At 56.1% G+C, this 21,912-nt stretch carries 19 protein-coding genes; 16 read left to right on the top strand and 3 right to left on the bottom strand.

Translation table 11 applies throughout. The features are described 5' to 3' along the window. Positions 1 to 24 precede the first annotated feature (24 nt). Positions 25 to 684 carry a quorum sensing response regulator transcription factor QseB gene (gene qseB, locus MKZ79_RS16730; protein ID WP_336143706.1) on the top strand — a complete coding sequence of 220 codons (660 nt, stop codon included), beginning with the start codon at positions 25 to 27 and terminating at the stop codon, positions 682 to 684. Further along, on the top strand, positions 684 to 2,027 hold the full coding sequence (qseC, locus tag MKZ79_RS16725; RefSeq protein ID WP_336143705.1) for a quorum sensing histidine kinase QseC: 1,344 nt from the start codon (positions 684 to 686) through the stop codon (positions 2,025 to 2,027). Before qseB ends, qseC begins: the two co-directional genes overlap by 1 nt. A gap of 207 nt (positions 2,028 to 2,234) precedes the next feature. Here qseC and MKZ79_RS16720 read toward each other — a convergent pair whose 3' ends face one another. From MKZ79_RS16720 to kup, 3 genes are all read right to left on the bottom strand, one after another. Further along, positions 2,235 to 3,788: a UbiD family decarboxylase gene (locus MKZ79_RS16720; protein WP_336143704.1), complete on the bottom strand. Its 1,554-nt coding sequence runs from the start codon at positions 3,786 to 3,788 to the stop codon at positions 2,235 to 2,237. After that, a complete protein-coding gene (locus MKZ79_RS16715) occupies positions 3,785 to 4,192 on the bottom strand; it encodes an SRPBCC family protein (RefSeq protein ID WP_336143703.1) in 408 nt (135 codons plus the stop codon). Before MKZ79_RS16715 ends, MKZ79_RS16720 begins: the two co-directional genes overlap by 4 nt. Before the next feature lie 170 nt (positions 4,193 to 4,362). Beyond that, positions 4,363 to 6,231 carry a low affinity potassium transporter Kup gene (kup, locus tag MKZ79_RS16710; protein ID WP_336143702.1) on the bottom strand — a complete coding sequence of 623 codons (1,869 nt, stop codon included), beginning with the start codon at positions 6,229 to 6,231 and terminating at the stop codon, positions 4,363 to 4,365. Between the two features lie 252 nt (positions 6,232 to 6,483). Between kup and ravA the strand changes: the two genes are divergently transcribed. The 14 genes from ravA (at position 6,484) to atpG (ending at position 21,893) form a co-directional block, all read left to right on the top strand. Next, entirely contained in the window at positions 6,484 to 7,980 is a 1,497-nt protein-coding gene (ravA, locus tag MKZ79_RS16705; RefSeq protein WP_336143734.1) for an ATPase RavA, read from the top strand. Then, the gene (gene viaA, locus MKZ79_RS16700) at positions 7,977 to 9,440 is read left to right on the top strand and encodes an ATPase RavA stimulator ViaA (RefSeq protein ID WP_336143701.1); all 1,464 of its coding nucleotides are present in this window, start codon (positions 7,977 to 7,979) and stop codon (positions 9,438 to 9,440) included. Before ravA ends, viaA begins: the two co-directional genes overlap by 4 nt. An 82-nt stretch (positions 9,441 to 9,522) precedes the next feature. After that, a complete protein-coding gene (gene ovoA, locus MKZ79_RS16695; protein ID WP_336143700.1) occupies positions 9,523 to 11,655 on the top strand; it encodes a 5-histidylcysteine sulfoxide synthase in 2,133 nt (710 codons plus the stop codon). A 137-nt stretch (positions 11,656 to 11,792) separates the two neighbouring features. Beyond that, on the top strand, positions 11,793 to 12,254 hold the full coding sequence (asnC, locus tag MKZ79_RS16690) for a transcriptional regulator AsnC (protein WP_336143698.1): 462 nt from the start codon (positions 11,793 to 11,795) through the stop codon (positions 12,252 to 12,254). A 256-nt stretch (positions 12,255 to 12,510) separates the two neighbouring features. Next, positions 12,511 to 12,954: an FMN-binding protein MioC gene (mioC, locus tag MKZ79_RS16685; RefSeq protein WP_336143697.1), complete on the top strand. Its 444-nt coding sequence runs from the start codon at positions 12,511 to 12,513 to the stop codon at positions 12,952 to 12,954. A 460-nt stretch (positions 12,955 to 13,414) separates the two neighbouring features. After that, positions 13,415 to 15,304 (top strand): tRNA uridine-5-carboxymethylaminomethyl(34) synthesis enzyme MnmG, encoded by a 1,890-nt coding sequence (mnmG, locus tag MKZ79_RS16680; RefSeq protein ID WP_336143696.1) that lies wholly within the window; start codon positions 13,415 to 13,417, stop codon positions 15,302 to 15,304. Between the two features lie 50 nt (positions 15,305 to 15,354). Continuing rightward, positions 15,355 to 15,972, top strand: coding sequence for a 16S rRNA (guanine(527)-N(7))-methyltransferase RsmG (gene rsmG, locus MKZ79_RS16675; RefSeq protein ID WP_336143695.1), 618 nt, complete (start codon positions 15,355 to 15,357; stop codon positions 15,970 to 15,972). Positions 15,973 to 16,805: 833 nt separating this feature from the next. Continuing rightward, on the top strand, positions 16,806 to 17,186 hold the full coding sequence (gene atpI / locus MKZ79_RS16670) for a F0F1 ATP synthase subunit I (protein ID WP_336143694.1): 381 nt from the start codon (positions 16,806 to 16,808) through the stop codon (positions 17,184 to 17,186). Positions 17,187 to 17,194: 8 nt separating this feature from the next. Beyond that, positions 17,195 to 18,010: a F0F1 ATP synthase subunit A gene (atpB, locus tag MKZ79_RS16665; protein WP_336143692.1), complete on the top strand. Its 816-nt coding sequence runs from the start codon at positions 17,195 to 17,197 to the stop codon at positions 18,008 to 18,010. A gap of 50 nt (positions 18,011 to 18,060) precedes the next feature. Next, on the top strand, positions 18,061 to 18,300 hold the full coding sequence (gene atpE, locus MKZ79_RS16660) for a F0F1 ATP synthase subunit C (protein WP_003849523.1): 240 nt from the start codon (positions 18,061 to 18,063) through the stop codon (positions 18,298 to 18,300). 94 nt (positions 18,301 to 18,394) lie between these two features. Further along, positions 18,395 to 18,865 carry a F0F1 ATP synthase subunit B gene (gene atpF / locus MKZ79_RS16655; RefSeq protein WP_336143691.1) on the top strand — a complete coding sequence of 157 codons (471 nt, stop codon included), beginning with the start codon at positions 18,395 to 18,397 and terminating at the stop codon, positions 18,863 to 18,865. A gap of 14 nt (positions 18,866 to 18,879) precedes the next feature. Further along, positions 18,880 to 19,413, top strand: a complete 534-nt coding sequence (atpH, locus tag MKZ79_RS16650) for a F0F1 ATP synthase subunit delta (protein ID WP_336143690.1) — start codon at positions 18,880 to 18,882, stop codon at positions 19,411 to 19,413. 14 nt (positions 19,414 to 19,427) lie between these two features. Next, entirely contained in the window at positions 19,428 to 20,969 is a 1,542-nt protein-coding gene (gene atpA / locus MKZ79_RS16645) for a F0F1 ATP synthase subunit alpha (protein WP_336143689.1), read from the top strand. Between the two features lie 54 nt (positions 20,970 to 21,023). Next, positions 21,024 to 21,893, top strand: coding sequence for a F0F1 ATP synthase subunit gamma (gene atpG, locus MKZ79_RS16640; RefSeq protein WP_336143688.1), 870 nt, complete (start codon positions 21,024 to 21,026; stop codon positions 21,891 to 21,893). The last annotated feature ends 19 nt before the right edge of the window (positions 21,894 to 21,912 follow it).

Here is a 21,912-nt window from a genome sequence, read left to right as displayed (position 1 = left end):
CCGTGAATTACAGAGGATGCCGTAATGAAAATTCTGGTCATTGAGGACGATCGCCTGATTGGCGATGGCATTAAAGCAGGACTGAGCAAGCTGGGCTTCAGCGTCGACTGGTTTACCGAAGGCAAAGAGGGACAGGCCGCGCTTTACGCCGTTGCCTATGATGCGGTGGTCCTGGATTTGAGCCTGCCCGGTATCGACGGCCTGGCGATCCTGCGCGACTGGCGCCAGCAGGGGCGGGACGAGCCGGTGCTGATCCTGACCGCGCGGGATGCGCTGGAGCAGCGAGTGGCCGGACTACAGCAGGGCGCTGACGACTATCTTTGCAAGCCCTTTGCGCTGGCCGAGGTCGCTGCCAGGCTACAGGCGCTGATCCGTCGTCGCCACGGCCATCTGCAACCCGTCCTGACCCATGGCGCGGTAGCGATGGAGCCTGGCTCGCATACGGCGACGCTGAACGGCGAACCGCTGGCGCTGAAGTCGCGCGAGCTGGCGCTGCTGGAGCTGTTTCTGCTCAACGCCGGCCGGGTACTGACCCGCTCGCAGCTGGAGGAGAAGCTCTACGGCTGGGATGACGATGTCTCCAGCAACGCGGTCGAGGTCCATATCCATCATCTGCGCAAAAAGCTGGGCAGCCAGTTTATTCGCACCGTTCACGGCGTCGGTTACACGCTGGGAGATCCCTGATGCGCCGTTTAAGCCTGCGCCTGCGCCTGATGCTGGGCTTTCTGCTGCTGACGCTAATCTGTTGGGGCGCAGCCAGCCTCGGTTCATGGTGGCAGACACGCCATAATATCAATCAGCTGTTCGATACCCAGCAGATGCTGTTCGCCAAAAGACTGGCGACCATGAACCCTGAACAGTTAAGCCATGAACCGCTGACGCTGCCGAAGACTAAAAAGCTGCTGAAGCATCATCGCGGCGAACAGGAGGACGACGCGCTGGCCTTCGCCGTGTTCACTGCGGATGGGCGCATGGTGATTAACGATGGCGACAACGGCAAGGATTTCCTTTTCAGCTACAAACGTGATGGTTTTACCAACGGCAGGCTGAAAGATGACGATGATTTGTGGCGCATGGTCTGGCTGCCCACGCCGGATAAAAAATATGTGGTGGTGGTAGGTCAGGAATGGGAATACCGCGAGGATATGACCCGCGATATCGTCCAGACCAATCTGATCCCGTGGCTGATCGCGCTGCCGATCATGCTGCTGCTGCTGCTGTGGCTGGTGACGCACGAGCTGGCGCCGCTAAAAAGAATCGCCAGCCAGCTGCGTCATCGCGCGCCGGACGACGGAACGCCGCTGGTGGAAAAACGCGTACCGAACGAAGTGAAACCGTTGCTGACGGAGCTGAATTCGCTGTTTGCGCGAATCGGCGAGATGCTGCTGCGTGAACGGCGGTTCACTTCCGACGCCGCCCATGAGTTGAGAAGCCCGCTGGCGGCGCTCAAGGTGCAGGCAGAGGTCGCGCAGCTGGCCCACGACGATGAAACGGCGCGGCGCCACGCGTTAGGGAATCTGGATCTCGGCATCGATCGCGCTACCCGTCTGGTGGATCAGCTGCTTACGCTTTCAAAACTCGACAGCGAAGAGGATCTGGCGACCGAACAGCTGGATTTACGCCAGCTGCTGCAGCAGGTGGTGGCCGAACACTTTCCGCAGGCGCAGGCGGCCGGAATGGAGATCGAGCTGGAGGCGCCTTCTCCTGTGATCCGCAGCGGCAATGCTTTGCTGCTGTCGCTGCTGGTGCGTAACCTGCTGGAGAACGCCCTGCGCTATGGTCGCGCCGGCGGCAAAGTCGTGCTGAGCCTTCACGATAAGGCGCTTACCGTGCTGGACGACGGGCCTGGCGTCGATGAAGAGGCGCTGCAAAGGCTGGGACAGCGTTTTTACCGTCCGCCAGGCCAGGAGAAATCGGGCAGCGGCCTGGGGCTTTCCATCGTTAACCGTATCGCGCGGCTGCATGGTATGCAGATGCATTACGGCAACCGGAACCACGGCGGCTTCGAGGTAAAACTGGCGTGGTGACCGGAATCGATAGCCGGGCAGGATAATGCGCGACGGCGGCCAGTGACAAAGGAGAAAGCAGATGGCCGGTAGCAAAAAGGGATCATGCAGCGGACGCCAGCAAGTACGAAGCCTGGCGAACAGGCCAGGCTCGTTGCTGCGCCAGCTTATGCGAAGCGGCGGCCTGGCAAAAGCGGTCAGAAGCGCGCCGCACTGAAAAGCGTCAGGTCATTCTGCCGGGCGTCCGAAGAGCGACGGCGCCCAAAGGCTGGGATCGACCTCTTTAAACTGCGCGCGGACAAAATGCTCTTTCAGATGCCAGGGCACCGTGCAGTCAAAAATGGTTTTACAAGTTGTGCCTTTTGCTGCCAGCTTCGGGTTGTACTCCGGCGTCTGTGACGGATCCAGCACGTGTCCCGTTACGCCTGGTACAAAAACCGTATCGGTATCGCCCTGATAGCGGGTCTGCATCGCCCATAGCACATCGTCGCTGTCGAACAGGTCGACATCCTCATCCACCAGGATGACGTTTTTCAACTCGCGATAGACCGCCAGCGCAATCAGCGCAGCCTGCCGGGCATTGCCATCATCGGCGGCGCTGCGTTTCGCCAGCTGCAGGATTGCCAGAAATTTGCCGCCGCCCGCGCTGTGCGCATAGACGTTTTTCAGCAGACCCGGAAGCGCATCCTGCATCGCGTTATAGATACTGGCTTCGGTAGGGATGCCGGCCAGGCTGACATGCTCTTCGCCCGGGCCGACCAGCGTTTGCAGGATAGGGTTTTTACGGGTGGTGATAGCGGTTACTTTAATCACCGGCAAAGAGGGATTCGCATCGCCCGTATAGCCTGGGAATTCCGGCATTGCCTTGCCTGTCCCGCTGTTTTGATCTTCCGCCACGCGCACGTCGGGCAGGATAACGCCTTCAATAACGATCTCCGCTTTGGCGATCGCTTTTTGCGGCACGGTCTGGCATTCCACCAGCTCAACCGGCTTGCCGCGCAGGCCGCCAGCCACACAAAGCTCGTTAAACCCAAAAGGCGTAGTAGGCGCTTCGAACTCTGCGCCAATATAGATAGCCGGATCCAGTCCCATATTAATGGAAATAGCCAGCGGTTCGCCGCGCGCTTCAGCTTTGCGACGGAAAGCGTCGATATGGCGTCCCGGTGCGAAGAAAATCGACAGCTCATCCTTGCTCTGCACGCACAGGCGATGAATAGTCACATCCACGTTTTCCCGGTCGTCAGGATCGCTGCTTAACGCCAGTCCCATACAGAAATAGGGGCCGGCATCATCCGGCGTATTGGTCGGCGCGGGCAGCAGCTTGCGCAAATCGAAGCCCTCATCTTCTGCGCGGTAAACCACTTCCTGACAGGGCGCTGGCTTATCGCCAATCTCTACCGGCGGGATTACCGCAACGCGGGCTTTTCCCATCTGTATGCTCAGCTCGCGCTTCGGCGCGCCCAGCAGATAACTGACGCGATCGCGGCTGGCCAGCAGGCCCACCAGCACTCTTGAGTCAGGAAATCCCTTGATATTATTGAAGGTCATCGCCGGGCCGATGCGCGTTGGGCGCATTACCGTGCCGCCAGCGCCGATATGGCGATAAACGCCTGCCAGCTCAGCATTGGGATCGACTTCGCGATCGGTTTCCAGATAGTGACCGGGGATCGTTTTCAGCAGTTCGATAGCGGAGCGCAGATCGTCTACCGGCGGCACTTTCCAGCCTAAAGGATGAGGATCGCCGGGGTTTATGACTTCATAATGGGGATGATTTTTTTTCATCGTTCAACCTCCCTGTTCTCCACCACGGTTTTCAGGTTATGCAGCACGCCAGCCCAGTGCGTGTTGCAAAGCGGCAGATGGGGAGCGTCCTGCTGCCATTCACCGTCGCTCAGCGTAACCAGCGTGCCGCCATTTTTATCCTTAAGGGAAATTTGTAACGTTTTTCCTGCTGAATTGCCCGGCCCGTTGATGCAGGTCTGACTCAATTCGCGATTAGCTTCGAGCGTGTCGGTTCGCCAGCCGAAATCCAGTCCGTTTTCCGTTTGCAGATGCAACTCGGCGCCAGGCGCGATCGCGCCGCGCACGCTGCCCTTGTGCCAGACGGCCATTTGCCCAATGTCAGTCAGGGCCAGATAAACTTTTTCGCGGGGCGCGTTTACTTCAATCGCATGATGTAACCTCATTGTAACTTCTCCCTTTTGTTCGGTTTCCTGCAGCCGAAAGCTGCATGCCTTGTACAGCTTTTAAGCAATAGCACAAGAACGCGTCTCATTTCTCAGAGGGAATCAGGAGAATGTAAGCTGATATGTTCGGCGGGAAAGAGAAAGGCCGACGGATGTCGGCCTTTAAGAGGTTAAATCTCGACCTGAGTGCCTAATTCGATAACCCGGTTTGGCGGGATCTCAAACTGGTCTGGCGCGCGCAGGGCGTTGCGTTGCAGGGTCATAAAAAGCTTGCCGCGCAGCCGCAGATACCATGGACGTTTGCCGATAATCAGGGACTCGTGCGACATAAAGAACGAGGTTTCCATCATCCGGCAGTTCAGTCCTTCCAGGCCACAGCGATGAAAGATTTCTTCCATATTCGGCGTTTCACGCCAGCCATAGCTCGCCACCACGCGCCAGAAAGTTGGCGACAGCTGTTCAATAGAGACGCGGCGCACGTTGTGTACGTAAGGCGCATCCTCCGTCCGCAGGGTCAGCAGCACCACTCTTTCATGCAGTACTTTGTTATGTTTAAGATTATGCAGCATAGCGAACGGAATGACGTTCAGCGCGCGCGACATATAGACGGCGGTACCAGGCACGCGTACCGGCGGCGATTTCTCCAGCGAGGCGATCATCGCCTCCAGCGAGTTGCCGTGCTCGTGCATACGGCGCAGCAGGCGGAATCGTTCGCTTTTCCAGGTGGTCATAATCACCAGCATTACCAGCGCCAGGCTCAGCGGCAGCCAGCCGCCGGAGAAAACCTTCACCAGGTTGGCCGAAAAGAGCGAGAGGTCGATACAGAGCATGCAAAGCAGAATAAACAGCACCAGATAGCGATTCCAGTGCCAGTTCTTGATTGCCACCGTGGTGCAAAGAATAGCGGTCAGCACCATAGTGCCGGTGACGGCAATGCCGTAGGCGGCGGCCAGGTTGCTGGAATGCTTAAAGCCGACGATCACAATCACCACGGAGAAAAACAGTATCCAGTTGATCACCGGAATATAGATCTGCCCCGATTCCTCTTCTGAAGTATGGACGATGCGCATCGGCGGCAGATAGCCGAGACGAACCGCCTGGCGAGTCAGCGAGAAGACGCCGGAAATAACCGCCTGGGAAGCGATAACCGTCGCCAGCGTCGCCAGGATCAGCATCGGAATAAGCGCCCAGTCCGGCGCCAGCAGGAAGAACGGGTTTTTAATCGCTTCAGGATGTTTCAACAGCAGCGCGCCCTGACCAAAGTAGTTCAGTACCAGCGACGGCAGCACCGCAATAAACCAGGCCAGCCGGATAGGCAGCTTGCCGAAGTGTCCCATATCCGCATAGAGCGCTTCCACGCCGGTGATCGCCAGCACCACCGCGCCCAGCGCAAAGAAAGATACGGTTTTGTATTCAAAAAAGAAGTGCATCGCCCACCAGGGGTTCAGCGCGTGCAGCACATCAGGGTTGGACATAATGCCGCGAGCGCCCAGTACGGCCAGAATGATAAACCACAGCAGCATTACCGGCGCGAAGAGCTTGCCGACAATCCCGGTACCGTGCTTTTGAATCACAAACAGCAGCGTCAGTACGGCAATCGCCAGCGGCACTATATAGGCGTCGAGATTGGGCGCGGCGATCTCCAGCCCTTCGATAGCGGAAAGTACCGAAACGGCAGGCGTAATCACCACCTCGCCGTAGAAGAAGCTGCCGCCGATCAATCCCATAATCACCAGTATCGCCGTGGCTCTGGCGCCGGTATTGCGCCCCGCCAGCGACATCAGCGTCAGGATACCGCCTTCGCCAGCGTTATCCGCCCGCATCACGTAGCTGATATATTTTAGCGATACGACCAGCACCAGCAGCCAGAAAATCAGAGAAAGAAAGCCGAATACGGCATCGCGCTCAACGCCAAAACCAAACTGGCCGGAGAGGCACTCTCTGAGGGTATAGAGAGGACTGGTGCCGATATCACCATACACGACGCCGATTGCCGCAAGAGTTACGGCGCCCAGGGACTGTTTTTTGTCAGAACTCATAGAAGGATCTTTTGTTGGAGCTGATTGCTGGACTGCGTCCGGCTCAAGCCATCAAAAAACGCACAGTATGCACGAATCATTCTGAATGCCTATCCTTAATTAAAGTGTGGAAAGCGACTTCAATGGCCTGTGTCACCCTTTGACAAGAAAAAAGCTGACGCGTATCAACTCTTTCAAGCATCATAACCAGTAGTGTTTGCGCTCGCCAGTTCCCATAATGGCCAGAACGTAGAAAAGGATGAATGTTTGATGATGTCCCAACCTCACCGCCTGGCGGAAAGAATCGCACGCCTCAGCAACGCCCTGGAAAAGGGACTTTATGAAAGACATCATGCTATTCGCCTTTGTTTGCTGGCGGCGTTGAGCGGCGAAAGCGTCTTCCTGCTTGGGCCGCCGGGCATCGCCAAAAGCCTGATCGCCCGCCGCCTGAAATACGCCTTCCAACACGCCCGCGCTTTTGAATATTTGATGACCCGCTTCTCCACGCCGGAAGAAGTTTTCGGCCCGCTTTCCATTCAGGCGCTGAAAGATGAAGGACGCTACCAGCGACTGACTAAAGGCTATCTGCCCGATGCCGAAATCGTGTTCCTGGATGAAATCTGGAAAGCCGGCCCGGCCATTCTGAACACGCTGCTGACCGCCATCAACGAGCGCCGCTTCCGCAACGGCGACTGCGAAGAGCAGATTCCGATGCGGCTGCTGATCACCGCCTCCAACGAACTGCCCGAAGCCGACAGCGGGCTGGAAGCGCTCTATGACCGTATGCTGATCCGCCTGTGGCTGGACAACGTGCATGAGAAGCAGAACTTCAAGAGCATGTTGACGCACCAGCAGGATGAAAACAGCAATCCCGTGACGGAATCGCTCTGCATCACCGATGAAGAGTATAGCGAATGGCAGAAAGGTATCACGCAGGTCGCGCTGCCGGATGAGGTGTTTGAGCTGATTTTTCTGCTGCGCCAGCAGCTGGAGAGCCTGCCGGAAGCGCCCTATATATCCGATCGACGCTGGAAAAAAGCGATCCACCTGCTGCAGGCCTGCGCCTTTTACAGCGGGCGCAAAGCGATCGCGCCGGTGGATCTGATCCTGCTGAAAGATTGCCTCTGGCATGACGTGGCGTCCATGAAGCTGCTGGACAGAGAAATCGACAACCTGATCACCCAGCAGGCCTGGCAACAGCAGCCGATGCTGATCAAGCTGCAGCAGATCGCCACGCGCCGGCTGAGCCTGCAGCAGGAAAAAAGCGTGGAGCAGGCGATAAAGCTGGAAAAGCATGGCGGCATGTTCGTACGCAAGCCGCACTATGAGCTGCCCGCCGCGCTCTCTGCAGAGACGCTGACGCTGCTGCTGCAAAAGCCGCTGGTGCTGCACGATATGCAGGTCAACCATATCGTTATAGGTCGCGAAACGCTGCAGCACTGGCTGCAGAAAGGCGGCGAGGCGCGCGGCAAGCTTAACGGCATCGGTTTTGCCCAGGCACTGGATCTGCATGTCGACGGCAATGATTGCCTGACGCTGCGCGACGTCAGCCTACAGCCCTCGCGGCTGATGCTGCCGGGCCAGCCGCTGAACAACGAGCTGCCGCAGGAAATTATCGACGCCCTCGACGAGGTGGAAGCGCAGCTGCACGCCCAGCGCACGCTATTCAGCCAGCATCATCGCTGCCTGTTTATCAGCGACGACTGGCTCGCCAGGATCGAAGAGAGTCTGCAGCAGGTCGCCGACCAGCTGAAACAGGTGCGCCGTTGATATCGTTAGACACGCTCAGCGCGTTTCTGGCGGTCAGCGAAGGCGAGCTGATCGAAGAGCTGGTGGTAGCGCTGCTGGCCAGCCCGCAGCTCGCTCTTTTTTTCGAAAAGTTTCCCGGCATGAAGAAGGCGCTGCTGCACGATCTGCCGCGCTGGAAGAGTGAAATTCTGGCGCAGCTGAAGCAAACGGCAGTGCCGGAGGATCTGGCCGGAGAGTTTAACCTCTTCCGCCAGTGCCAGCTGCTCGGTCACGGGGATTTTTGCCTCAAGCTGCCGGAAATCCTGCTTTATCTGGATAGCCATCGTTCGCCTTTTGCGGAAAAAGCCCGCGAGCTGGTGGCGCATATCGACATCGGCCAGAGCATGAGCGAGCCGCAGCAGACGCTGTTTTTACAGCGCTGGCGCCTGAGCCTGACGCTGCAAACCCTGTCGCTGAACCAGCAGCTGCTCGACAGCGAGCGCGAAAAGCTGCTGGCGGAGCTGCAGCAAAGGCTGGCGATGAGCGGCCAGCTGGCGCCGGTGCTGTCGGACGACAGTGAAGCCGCTGCCAGCCGCCTGTGGGATTTGAGCAAAAGCCCGCTGCAGCGCGGCGACTATCAGCTGATCGTCGACTATGGCGATTTCCTGACGCAGCAGCCGATGCTGCAAAAACTGGCGGAGCAGCTGGGCCGCAGCCGCGAGGCGAAAGCGGTGCTGAGCGAAGAAGCGCCGCTGGAAGCGTTTCACCAGTTAGTGAGAGAGCCGGAAAGCGTGCCGGAAGAAGTCAGTGGCATTCACCAGAGCGACGACGTGCTGCGCCTGCTGCCGCCGGAGCTGGCGGCGCTGGGCATCAGCGAGCTGGAGCTGGAATTTTATCGCCGGCTGGTGGAGAAACGGCTGCTGACCTATCGGCTGCAGGGCGAAGCCTGGCACGACAAGGTTTCGCTGCGGCCGGTTAGCCACCAGCAGCATGACGAACAGCCGCGCGGGCCTTTTATTGTCTGCGTGGATACCTCTGGTTCAATGGGCGGCTTCAACGAACGCTGCGCCAAAGCCTTTTGCCTGGCGCTGCTGAAGGTGGCGCTGGCGGATAACCGCCGCTGCTACGTTATGCTGTTCGCCCATGAAGTCGTGGGCTATGAGCTGACCGCAGACGACGGCATCGCCCAGGCGATCCGCTTTCTCAGCCAGCGCTTTCGCGGCGGCACCGATCTGGCGGCCTGCCTGCAGGCGGTGCTGAAACGGCTGGCGATGCCGCAGTGGAACGATGCCGATGCGGTGATTCTTTCCGATTTTATCGCTCAGCGGCTGCCGGAAGAGCTGGTAAAGATCATTAAAAAACACCAAATCACTCAGCAACAGCGTTTTCACGCTGTTGCGCTGTCCGATCATGGAAAACCGGGCATTATGCGCATCTTCGACCATATCTGGCGCTTTGACACTGGTCTGAAAAGCCGCCTGCTACGTCGCTGGCGTCGCTAAATTTCGCTCTGTCGCTATCTGGTAACACTCTGCTGCTATAGTCATAGGTACGCTTTTTGCCTACGGTTCTCAGGAGTATTACGTGGCACAACATCACCAGGCTTCAACTTTACCTGCACCAACGCGCACGCTGCTGCTTAACGGCAGCGATGCAGAACAAAAAAGGCAGGAACTGCTCAGTTATTTCCAACAAACGTGGACGCTTTATGAAAGTCTGTTCGACTCTCTTGCCGACGAACAGGCTTACTACGCCAAAGCAAACCCGCTGCGCCATCCGCTGGTGTTCTATTTCGGCCATACCGCGACTTTTTATATCAATAAGCTGATGGCAGCTGGCCTGATCGAAAACCGTATCGACGATCATATCGAAGCGATGATGGCGATCGGCGTGGACGAGATGAGCTGGGACGATCTGGACGCCACGCACTATCAGTGGCCGACGCTGGCGGAGCTGCGCGACTATCGCGGCAGAGTGCGTTCAGTTGTCGAAAACTTTATAAAGAGTATGCCGCTAACGCTGCCTATCGGCTGGGAAAGCCCGGCCTGGGCGATCCTGATGGGTATTGAGCACGAGCGTATCCATCTGGAAACCTCCAGCGTATTGATCCGCCAGCTGCCGATTGAGTGGGTTCAGCCGCAGCCTGGCTGGCCAGCCTGTCCGGACGCGCGCCACGATCGTCAGGACGTGCCGCAGAACAAACTCATCGCCGTTGAAGGCGCGCGGGTCACGCAGGGCAAAACCGACGATACCTACGGCTGGGATAACGAATACGGCACGCTGACGACAGAGGTGAAGCCTTTTAAAGCCAGCCAGATGCTGGCCAGCAACGCGGAGTTTTTTGAATTCGTTGCGGCGGGCGGCTATCAGGACGATCGCTGGTGGGATGAAGAAGGCTTAGGCTGGCGTAATTTCGCGCAGGCCACGATGCCGACTTTCTGGCTCGGTTCGCCGCAAGATCCGGCTAATTTGCGCCTGCGTCTGATGACCGAAGAGGTCGCCATGCCCTGGGACTGGCCGGTCGAGGTTAACCAGCTGGAAGCGGCGGCGTTCTGCCGCTGGAAAGCCGATGAAACCGGTCAGTCGATTCAGCTGCCCAGCGAAGCTGAATGGCTGCTGCTGCGTGAGCGGGTCGAAGGCGATCGCTGGCTGAAAGCGCCAGGCAACCTTAATCTCGCCTGGTGGGCTTCTTCCTGCCCGGTAGATCGCTTTGCTCAGGACGACTTTTTCGATCTGGTCGGCAACGTCTGGCAGTGGACCACCACGCCAATCAACGGGCTGGAAGGCTTTAAAGTGCATCCGCTCTACGATGATTTCTCTACGCCGACGTTCGACGGTAAACACGCGCTGATCAAAGGCGGTAGCTGGATCTCCACCGGCAACGAGGCGATCAAATCTTCCCGCTACGCTTTCCGCCGCCACTTTTTCCAGCACGCGGGCTTCCGCTACGTGGTTTCCACGCATCAGGAAAAGATGTCGCTGAATCCTTATGAAACCGACAGCATGGTGTCGCAGTATCTCGATTTTCAGTATGGCCCGAGCTACTTCGGTACCGAAAACTACGCCAAAGCGCTGGTGGATATCGCCTGCACAATGACGGAAAAACGCGGTCGCGCGCTGGATATCGGCTGCGCAACGGGCCGCGCCAGTTTTGAGCTTGCCCGCTATTTCGATGAAGTGGTCGGCATGGATTACTCCGCGCGCTTTATCGATGTGGCGCTGCAGCTGACCAGCGGGCAGGATTTCCGCTACGTCACTCAGGAAGAGGGCGAGCTGGTGGAGTATCGCCAGGTGCGGCTGAAGGATTTCGGGCTGGATGTTGAACAGGCTAAGCGCATCCAGTTTGTGCAGGGCGACGCCTGTAACCTCAAGCCGCAGCAAGCGGGTTACGATCTGGTGCTGGCCTCTAACCTGATTGACCGACTGCGTCAGCCAAAGCGTTTTCTGCAGGATATCGCCAAAATGATCAACTCCGGCGGCGTGCTGCTGCTCTCTTCGCCTTACACCTGGCTGGAAGAGTACACGCCAAAAGAGAACTGGCTGGGCGGCATCCGCGAGAACGGCGAGGCGCTGACCACCTATCAGGCGCTCCAGCGTCTGCTGGCCGCCGATTTCGAAGAGATTGCCGCGCCGCAGGATGTGCCTTTTGTGATCCGCGAGACGGCGCGCAAATATCAGCATACGCTGGCGCAGCTGACGATATGGCGTAAGCGTTAAAGCGTAGCGGTTCAACGCGACCCGATTCTTTATACCTGGCGGATAGCGCAAGCTATCCGCTATTTTGTTGCCTGCATTTTAGATTTCCTGCACATTATCCCGTTATAAATTGAACAATACTCAATTCAGGAGCCTGTATGGCCGATAATATGCAACCGGACGATCTCGATCGCGGTATCCTCAACGCGCTGTTAGCCAACGCGCGCACCGCCTATGCCGAACTGGCCAAGCAGTTTAACGTTAGTCCCGGCACCATCCATGTTCGCGTAGAGAAGATGAAGCAGGCAGGCATTATCAAAGGCACGCGCGTAGAGATAGATCCTCGCCAGCTTGGCTACGACGTCTGCTGTTTTATCGGCATCATCCTGAAGAGCGCCAGAGACTATCCTTCCGCGCTGGCGAAGCTGGATGCGCTGGATGAAGTGGTCGAAGCCTGGTACACCACCGGGCATTACAGCATCTTTATTAAGGTGATGTGCCGCTCGATTGATGCCCTACAACAGGTGTTGATCAACAAGATCCAGACCATTGACGAGATCCAGTCCACCGAAACCTTAATTTCCCTGCAAAACCCGATCATGCGTACGATCAAACCCTGATCTGTGCACAAAAATATCCACAGCTAATTTTTTCCTTTTTTTCTTCGTCATATGCGTCGTCGGCGGCGCAGTCAGTTTCGGTTCGGCCAGCGCACAGCGCCCGCAGCGTACTTAAGTACGTGAGGACCGCGAGCACTGCCCGAAGCGAAAATGGCAAATAAGCCAGGCGCCCCAAATAAAAACCCTATTTTTCCACAGGTAGATCCCTGCTTGATCACAACGTACAATACCCGCCTTTAGCAAACAGGGATCTCACATGGCGGACGTAACTTTAATCAGCGGCAGCACCTTAGGCAGCGCGGAATACGTAGCTGAGCATCTGGCTGAAAAACTGGAGGATGCCGGTTTCTCCACCGAGCTGTTGCACGGCCCGGAGCTGAAAGAGCTTTCTTTAACGGGGATCTGGCTGGTGGTGACCTCCACCCACGGCGCAGGCGACCTGCCGGACAATCTGCAGCCGCTGTTTGACGAAATAGAAGAACAGCAGCCCGATTTGAGCCAGCTTCGCTACGGTGCCGTTGGCATCGGCAATCGCGAGTACGATCTTTTCTGCGGCGCGATCGACAAAATGGACAAGCTGTTAACAGCTCGAGGCGCTACAAGGATTGGCGATCGTTTAGATATCGACATGCTGGAACATGAAATTCCGGAGGATCCCGCAGAGGTCTGGGTTGAGCACTGGAAAACGCTGATCGGCTGACGATCCCGTCGTCGGATCGCCCGATTGGCTCTTCCGACGGCTTAAAAACGACCCTGGTTTTGTAAATTTTTCCCGGATCTGCTGATTTATTTAGCGATCAACTGTGGATAACTACACAGATCCAGCGGTAATAACCGGTGGTTATCCAAATAACAACCTGACTACTTGCCTGTGCCTGTGCATAACATGCCTTTTTGATCCCAGCTTATACGGCGCAGGATCACCGATCTTTCACAGCAAACGATCCCTAGTAAGCTGATGATCCTGGTAAGGAAAAAAGGCTTATCCACAGAGATCGACGATCCTAATAGAAGATCCAATAAGGAGATCTTTAAATAAAAAAGATCTTCTTTTTAATACGCTTCTGACCCTGCGCTTTCACCTTCGGCCAAAGTTGAGTAGAATTCACGCCCCGGGCAACCCCCACTTTCTTAATCGCACAACCGCGAGGTTCAGTACCATGTTTTATCCAGATCCTTTTGACGTCATCGTGATCGGTGGTGGTCATGCGGGCACGGAAGCCGCTATGGCGGCAGCCCGAATGGGTCAGCAAACCCTGCTTTTAACGCATAACATTGATACGCTTGGACAAATGTCCTGCAATCCAGCGATCGGTGGCATCGGAAAAGGACATCTGGTTAAAGAAGTGGATGCGCTGGGCGGCCTGATGGCACACGCTATCGACCAGGCCGGCATTCAGTTCAGGATACTAAACGCGAGCAAAGGCCCGGCGGTTCGCGCCACCCGTGCTCAGGCGGATCGCGTGCTCTATCGGCAGGCCGTACGTACCGCGCTGGAGAATCAGCCGAACCTGATGATCTTCCAGCAGGCGGTCGACGATCTGATTGTGGAGAACGATCGCGTCGTAGGCGCCGTGACCCAGATGGGGCTGAAATTCCGCGCCAAAGCGGTTGTGCTGACCGTTGGCACCTTCCTGGACGGCAAGATCCATATCGGGCTCGACAACTACAGCGGTGGCCGTGCTGGCGATCCGCCTTCGATCCCGCTGGCGCGTCGACTGCGCGAGCTGCCTTTGCGCGTCAGCCGACTGAAAACCGGTACGCCGCCGCGCATTGACGCGCGCACCATCGATTTCAGCGTCCTGGCGCCGCAGCATGGCGATACGCCACTGCCGGTCTTCTCGTTTATGGGCAATGTGGCGCAGCATCCGCAGCAGGTGCCTTGCTATATCACCTATACCAACGAGAAAACGCACGACGTTATTCGCAGCAATCTGGATCGCAGCCCAATGTACGCTGGCGTGATTGAAGGCGTCGGCCCGCGCTACTGTCCTTCTATCGAAGACAAGGTAATGCGCTTCGCCGATCGCAACGCGCACCAGATTTTCCTGGAGCCGGAAGGGCTGACCAGTAACGAAATCTACCCGAACGGCATCTCCACCAGCCTGCCGTTTGATGTGCAGATGAAAATTGTTCACTCGATGCAGGGAATGGAGAACGCGAAGATCGTTCGTCCGGGCTATGCCATTGAGTATGACTTCTTCGATCCGCGCGATCTGAAGCCTACGCTGGAAAGTAAATTTATCGAAGGTCTGTTCTTTGCCGGACAGATCAACGGCACCACCGGCTACGAAGAAGCGGCGGCGCAAGGTCTGCTGGCTGGTCTTAACGCCGGGCGCCTCTCTGCTGACAAAGAGACCTGGGCGCCACGCCGCGATCAGGCCTATCTGGGGGTGCTGGTTGACGATCTCTGCACGCTGGGCACCAAAGAGCCCTACCGCATGTTTACCTCAAGGGCGGAATATCGCCTGATGCTGCGCGAAGACAACGCCGATCTGCGCCTGACCGCCGAAGGGCGCGAGCTGGGTCTGGTGGATGATGCTCGCTGGGCGCGCTTCAACGAGAAGCTGGAGAGCATTGAGCAGGAACGCCAGCGTCTGCGCGATATCTGGGTGCATCCAAAATCCGAAGCGGTGGATGAGGTTAACGGCGTGCTTAGCGCTGCGCTGACCAAAGAGGCCAACGGCGAAGATCTGCTGCGCCGGCCAGAGATGACCTATGAGCAGCTGATGACGCTGAGCACCTTCGCGCCAGCGCTGAGCGACGCTCAGGCCGCCGAGCAGGTTGAGATTCAGGTGAAATACGAAGGCTATATCGCTCGTCAGCAGGAAGAGATCGATCGCCAGCTGCGTAACGAAAATACGCTGCTGCCTACGGATATGGATTATCAAAAAGTCAGCGGTCTCTCCAATGAGGCCATCGCCAAGCTGAACGATCATCGGCCGGGATCTATCGGCCAGGCTTCCCGTATTTCAGGGATCACGCCTGCCGCTATCTCCATTCTGCTGATCTGGCTGAAAAAGCAGGGACTGCTGCGTAAAAGCGCCTGATGCTTCGCAGGGCGGCTCAGGTCGCCCTTTTAACTGAACTGGATGTTATCGTGATTAATAAACTCTCCGCGCTGCTTAAAGCTGCCAATATTTCCCTGACCGATCGACAAAAAGAGCAGCTTATCGGCTATGTTGAGCTGCTGCATAAGTGGAACAAGGCTTATAACCTGACTTCGGTGCGCGACCCGGAGCAGATGCTGGTACGCCATATCATGGACAGCATCGTGGTGGAGCCGTATCTGCAGGGAGAGCGTTTTATCGATGTCGGCACCGGCCCAGGGCTGCCCGGCGTGCCGCTGGCTATCGTACGTCCTCAGGCCCATTTCACGCTGCTGGACAGCCTGGGCAAGCGCGTACGCTTTCTTAAGCAGGTGCAGCACGAACTGAAGCTGGAGAACATTGAGCCGGTGCAGAGCAGGGTGGAACTCTTTCCTGCGGAGCCGCCTTTCGACGGCGTAATCAGCCGGGCTTTCGCCTCGCTGAATGATATGCTGAGCTGGTGTCATCATCTGCCGGGCGAGCAGGGATGTTTTTACGCGCTGAAAGGCGTAGTGCCGCAGGATGAGATTGACGCGCTGCCGGCAGGCTTTACTCATCACCAAACGGTAAAGCTTTTCGTGCCTGAACTGGAAGGCGAGCGTCATCTGGTGGTGATTAATCCGGCGTAACAGGCTGGCTGAGACGCTGAGTAAGCCTTAAAAAGCGCGCTTAATCGCCGTTTTTTGTGCATATCATTGCCTGAATAAGCAGCAGCGGCATCAAAGGTAAGTCTCTTATTCCGCTGAATTTTAGTTAAGTCAGCACGGCAGGGCAGGGGAGCAGAAGGCGCGGGACGAACGCAGCGGACGAAAATTTAGCTTTTCGGGCGCATGGCGGCAATTTTTTTCCCGCCTTTGATGTTTCAGTAAGGTTAAAATAACGCAGAGAAATGGGTTGTCATATCTGGTTACATTTAACGTTAATTTCACAATGTGTTATCAATGATATTACCTGTCTGCGGCTGTATCCGCATTTTTTCAGGCCTGATGAAAAATGGCTGTGTGATATTTATTTCGTTTGCCAGGCGTAATGGCCGGAAAAAATGGCGGTAATCAATGTCAATTAACAGTTTTAATCAGTCTGCCGGCCTGTTTAACGCATTAAAAAAAGTAAGTGGTTGAAAGTAATTGATATAATTATATTTTTCTCGAGCGTAATTAAGATTATTCCTTAAAGCGCTGCGGATAAAATATTGCGAAATTGTGATCATCCGCACGCTTTATGAGCGATATTCCGGTCTTATTGCCTGCATTTTTCCTCTGTCTGGCGTTCAGGGCTGTTTTGAAAAAGCGGGCCTGAGAAAGAAATTTAAATAATTGTTCACCATTTCGCTACTTATCCATTGAAATCGCAGGCTCGCACCGTATAATTTGCTCGTTTTTTGCTGCTTGACTCAAAGCGGCAAAGGCAGTTTTATACGACACGCGACATACCCCTTATGGGGGAGGAGAGTTTCAGCGTCATGTCAGTGTCCCTTTACAGAGTGAAATTTGCCCGAACCGTGCTGCTGCTTCAGCTGGTGATTTTGGTCATAATCGGCGCGCTGTTTGCCCTGAAAGAGTTGACCTGGGGCTTGTCCGCGCTGGCGGGCGGACTGGCAGCCTGGCTGCCGAACGTATTGTTTATGATTTTTGCCTGGCGTCATCAGGCAGGAGACCCGGTTAAAGGACGTGTAGCCTGGAGCTTCGCTCTGGGCGAAGTGCTGAAGGTTCTGGCGACCATTCTTCTGCTTGTCGTGGCGCTGGCGTTGTTTGGGGCGGCATTTACGCCGCTCGGACTGACCTGGTTATCGGTGGTGATTGTGCAAATCGTCGCACCGGCTGTAATTAACAACAAAGGGTAAGAGGCATCATGGCTGCAGGAGAAATCTCTACGCCGCAGGAATACATAGGCCACCATCTGAATAACCTTCAGCTGGACCTGCGTACCTTCGAGCTGGTGAATCCGCACGACGCACCGTCGTTCTGGGTATTGAATATTGACTCCATGTTTTTCTCTGTGGTGCTGGGACTGGTATTCCTGGTGCTGTTTCGCAAAGTAGCGAAATCAGCGACCAGCGGCGTTCCGGGAAAACTGCAGGCGGCGATTGAACTGGTTGTCGGTTTCGTCGACAACAACGTCCGCGACATGTACCACGGTAAAAGCAAAGTAATCGCACCGCTGGCTCTGACGATTTTCGTCTGGGTCTTCCTGATGAACTTCATGGACCTGCTGCCTATCGATCTGCTGCCGACTATCGGTGAGCGATTCCTGGGTCTGCCAGCGTTGCGTGTTGTGCCTTCAGCCGACGTGAACATCACGCTGTCGATGGCGCTGGGCGTATTTATTTTGATTCTGTTCTACAGCATCAAGATGAAAGGCATTGGGGGCTTTACTAAAGAGCTGACATTGCAACCCTTCAATCACCCAATCTTCATTCCGATCAACCTGATCCTTGAAGGCGTGAGCCTGCTGTCCAAACCGGTTTCTCTCGGTCTGCGACTGTTCGGCAACATGTATGCGGGTGAATTGATTTTTATCCTGATTGCCGGCCTGTTGCCGTGGTGGTCACAGTGGGTTCTGAGTGTGCCATGGGCCATTTTCCACATCCTGATCATTTCGCTGCAGGCTTTCATTTTCATGGTACTGACGATTGTCTATCTGTCGATGGCATCTGAAGAACACTGATTTTTTTATCAACACTACTGCGTTTTAACTGAAACAAACTGGAGACTGTCATGGAAAACCTGAATATGGATCTGCTGTACATGGCTGCCGCTGTGATGATGGGCTTAGCGGCAATCGGTGCTGCGATCGGTATCGGCATCCTCGGAGGTAAATTCCTGGAAGGCGCCGCGCGTCAACCGGATCTGATCCCTCTGCTGCGTACGCAGTTCTTTGTTGTAATGGGTCTGGTGGATGCAATCCCGATGATCGCTGTTGGTCTGGGCCTGTACGTGATGTTCGCCGTCGCGTAACCCCGATGTTCATCGTTGGACATCTGTTCGACGATGAACGGCTTCCGGTCGTCAGACCGGAGAAAAAAGTTAACCTAACAAGAGGCATTGTGCAGTGAACTTAAACGCAACAATCCTCGGCCAGGCCATCGCGTTCATCCTGTTTGTATGGTTCTGCATGAAGTACGTATGGCCGCCGCTGATGGCAGCTATCGAAAAGCGCCAGAAAGAAGTTGCCGACGGCCTTGCTTCCGCAGAACGTGCCAAGAAAGATTTGGATCTCGCACAGGCTAATGCGACCGACCAGCTGAAAAAAGCGAAAGAAGAAGCTCAGGTTATCATCGAACAGGCTAACAAGCGTCGTTCGCAGATCCTGGACGAGGCGAAAGCCGAAGCTGAGCAGGAACGTAACAAGATCGTCACCCAGGCGCAGGCTGAAATCGACGCCGAACGCAAACGTGCACGTGAAGAGTTGCGTAAGCAGGTCGCGATGCTGGCTGTCGCCGGCGCCGAGAAAATCATTGAACGTTCCGTGGATGAAGCTGCTAACAGCGACATCGTTGATAAACTGGTCGCTGAACTGTAAGGAGGAAGGGGCTGATGTCTGAATTTACTACTGTAGCTCGCCCCTACGCCAAAGCAGCTTTTGACTTTGCTGTTGAGCATCAGAATGTCGATCGCTGGCAGCAGATGCTGGCGTTCGCTACCGAAGTAGCCAGCAATGAACAAGTGGCAGAACTCCTTTCCGGCGCATTAGCGCCGGAAGCGTTGTCTGCGCGGTTCATCGCTATTTGTGGTGATCAACTCGATGAAGCCGGCCAGAACCTGATTAAGGTGATGGCTGAGAACAAACGTTTACCAGCGCTTCCCGATGTACTGGCTCAGTTTATCCAGCTACGCGCCGCACACGATGCGACCGCGGACGTTGAGGTAATCTCTGCCACTACACTGAGTGACGAACAGCTGACGAAAATCAGCGCCGCTATGGAAAAACGTCTGTCACGCAAAGTTAAGCTGAATTGCAAAATTGATAAGTCTGTAATGGCGGGCGTAATCATCCGTGCGGGTGATATGGTCATTGATGGCAGCGTACGCGGCCGTCTTGAGCGCCTTGCAGACGACTTGCAGTCTTAAGGGGACTGGAGCATATGCAACTGAATTCCACCGAAATCAGCGAACTGATCAAGCAGCGCATTGCTCAGTTCAATGTCGTGAGTGAAGCTCACAACGAAGGTACTATCGTTTCCGTCAGCGACGGCATCATCCGCGTAAACGGCCTGGCCGATGTTATGCAGGGTGAGATGATCGCGCTGCCGGGCAACCGCTACGCTATCGCACTGAACCTGGAGCGCGACTCCGTTGGTGCCGTAGTGATGGGCCCATACGCTGACCTCGCCGAAGGCATGAAGGTTAAGTGTACTGGCCGTATCCTGGAAGTACCGGTAGGCCGTGGCCTGCTGGGCCGCGTGGTTAACACGCTGGGTGCGCCAATCGACGGCAAAGGCGCCATCGATAACGACGGCTTCTCGCCAATCGAAGTGATCGCGCCAGGCGTTATCGACCGTCAGTCGGTCGACCAGCCTGTACAGACCGGCTATAAGTCTGTGGATGCGATGATTCCAATCGGCCGTGGCCAGCGTGAGCTGATCATCGGCGACCGTCAGACCGGTAAAACCGCGATGGCGATCGATGCGATCATCAACCAGCGCGATTCCGGCATCAAATGCGTGTACGTGGCTATCGGCCAGAAAGCTTCCACCATCGCTAACGTGGTGCGCAAGCTGGAAGAACACAACGCGCTGGCTAACACCATCGTAGTTGTTGCTACCGCTTCCGAGTCTGCTGCTTTGCAGTACCTGGCTCCGTATGCTGGCTGCGCCATGGGCGAATACTTCCGCGACCGCGGCGAAGACGCGCTGATCGTATACGATGACCTGTCCAAGCAGGCCGTTGCTTACCGTCAGGTTTCCCTGCTGCTGCGCCGTCCGCCAGGCCGTGAAGCGTTCCCGGGCGACGTGTTTTACCTCCACTCCCGTCTGCTGGAGCGCGCTTCCCGCGTGAGCGCCGACTACGTCGAGCGTTTCACCAACGGTGAAGTGAAAGGTAAAACCGGTTCCCTGACCGCGCTGCCGATCATCGAAACTCAGGCTGGCGACGTTTCCGCGTTCGTTCCGACCAACGTAATCTCGATTACCGATGGTCAGATCTTCCTGGAAACCAACCTGTTTAACTCCGGTATTCGTCCAGCGGTTAACCCAGGGATCTCCGTATCCCGTGTGGGTGGTGCTGCTCAGACCAAGATCATCAAGAAACTGTCCGGTGGTATCCGTACCGCGCTGGCACAGTATCGTGAACTGGCGGCGTTCTCGCAGTTCGCTTCCGATCTGGACGAAGCAACCCGTAAACAGCTGAGCCACGGTCAGAAAGTGACCGAGCTGCTGAAGCAGAAACAGTATGCGCCGATGTCCGTAGCGCAGCAGGGTCTGGTGCTGTTTGCAGCCGAGCGCGGCTTCCTGAACGACGTCGAGCTGGCGAAAATCGGCAGCTTCGAAGCAGCGCTGCTGGCCTATGCAGATCGCGAGCACAACGAGCTGATGGCGGAAATCAACCAGTCTGGCAACTACAACAACGATATCGAAGCGAAGCTGAAAGCTCTGCTCGAGACGTTCAAGAAAACCCAGTCCTGGTAATGTCTGGCGGCTTGTCCCTCACGGGGCAGGCCGCAAGGCTTTGAGGAGAAGCTTATGGCCGGCGCAAAAGAGATACGTAGTAAGATCGGAAGCGTTCAGAATACGCAAAAGATCACCAAAGCGATGGAAATGGTCGCCGCCTCCAAAATGCGTAAATCGCAGGAACGCATGGCGGCCAGCCGTCCTTATGCAGAGACCATGCGCAAAGTGATTGGTCACATTGCGTTAGGCAATCTGGAATACAAGCACCCTTACCTGGAGGAGCGCGACGTTAAGCGCGTCGGCTACCTGATCGTGTCTACCGACCGCGGGCTTTGTGGTGGTTTGAACATTAACCTGTTCAAAAAAGTGCTGGCTGATATGAAAGGCTGGGCAGATAAAGGCGTCGAGAGCGATCTGGCGATTATCGGCTCCAAAGGGCTTTCATTCTTCGGCGCTGTCGGCGGCAACGTGGTGGCTCAGGTTACGGGTATGGGCGACAAGCCTTCCCTGTCCGACCTGATCGGCCCGGTGAAAGTCATGCTGCAGGCTTACGACGAAGGTCGTATCGACAAGCTCTATGTCGTCAGCAACAAATTTATCAACACCATGTCTCAGTCACCGCAAATCGTCCAGCTGCTGCCGTTACCGCCAGCAGATCCGGAAGAGGGCGTGGTGAAGAAGAGCACCTGGGATTACCTGTATGAACCGGATCCGAAAGCGCTGCTGGACACGTTACTGCGCCGCTACGTCGAGTCTCAGGTCTACCAGGGTGTTGTAGAAAACCTGGCCAGCGAGCAGGCCGCGCGTATGGTGGCGATGAAGGCTGCGACCGATAACGGCGGAAACCTGATCAAAGAGCTGCAGTTGGTATACAACAAGGCTCGTCAGGCCAGCATCACCCAGGAACTTACCGAGATCGTCTCGGGGGCCTCCGCGGTTTAACCAGGTATACCCAAGTCAT

This window comes from Erwinia sp. CGal63, from assembly GCF_037026505.1.
Classification (GTDB): domain Bacteria; phylum Pseudomonadota; class Gammaproteobacteria; order Enterobacterales; family Enterobacteriaceae; genus Erwinia.
This window is presented reverse-complemented; position numbering and strand designations above follow the sequence as displayed.